At 71.7% G+C, this 770-nt stretch carries 2 protein-coding genes; both read right to left on the bottom strand.

Features of this window, described 5'->3' with window-relative positions:
* Positions 1-239: hypothetical protein (locus IH50_RS41450; RefSeq protein WP_158801439.1), on the bottom strand; the 239-nt coding region annotated here is incomplete at its 3' end.
* Positions 240-241: 2 nt separating this feature from the next.
* Positions 242-770 (bottom strand): condensation domain-containing protein (locus tag IH50_RS41445; RefSeq protein WP_234328345.1); only part of this gene is annotated, 529 nt, incomplete at its 5' end.

Below are 770 nucleotides of genomic sequence, written 5' to 3'. Positions count from 1 at the left end.
TAGACACACCCGGCCCGCAGCACCCCCAGCACCGCCGCGACCTGCTCCCACCCCTTACGCATCGAGACCACGACCCGGTCCCCGAGCCGTGCCCCCAACGCCGCCGGCGTGGTCACCGGGCACCCCGAGTCCCACACCTCCTCGCCGTCGGCGAGTTCCTCCACCAGGGACACGAACGCGTCGAAGGCGCCGTCCAGCACCCCTTGCGGGAACAGCGCCTCCACCGCGTCCCAGCTCATCATCAGCTCCCCGGCGATCTCGAGGACCTGGCAGTCGAGGTGGACCTGAGGCGTTTGGGAGACGCCGTCGAGCAACCTGCCGAGTCCGGGGAGCACTCCGTCGGAGCCGCCCGGCATCTCGTGGCCGAGCACGCTCGTGAAGACGACCGGCATCGGTCGACCTCGAGGAGGACGAGGTTGGTGAAGTCGCCGATCAGCCGTTCCACGTGCGGGTGCAGCGGCAGCCGGTCGCCGATCGTCACGTTCAGCGTGAAGCTCGGCTCCTTCGCCCACAGGGCGAGCGCCTCCGCGTAGGCCGCGCACAGCAGCACCGACGGCGTCACACCCCGCGCCTGCGCCCTCTCCTTCAGACGGGTCCACCGCTCCCGGGACACCGTGTGCGTCCGCCGTACGAATCGCGTCGGCTCCCCCTGCCGCGGGGCGAGGAGCGGGAGTTCGGGGGCCGCCGGCAGGGTGTCGAGCCTGTCCAGCCAGTAGGCCCGCGCCTTCTCGTCCTCGCCGGCGGCTTCGACGGCCAGGCAGTAGTCACGG

It is taken from the genome of Streptomyces sp. NRRL S-37 (assembly GCF_000721605.1).
Taxonomy (GTDB): domain Bacteria; phylum Actinomycetota; class Actinomycetes; order Streptomycetales; family Streptomycetaceae; genus Streptomyces.
This window is presented reverse-complemented; position numbering and strand designations above follow the sequence as displayed.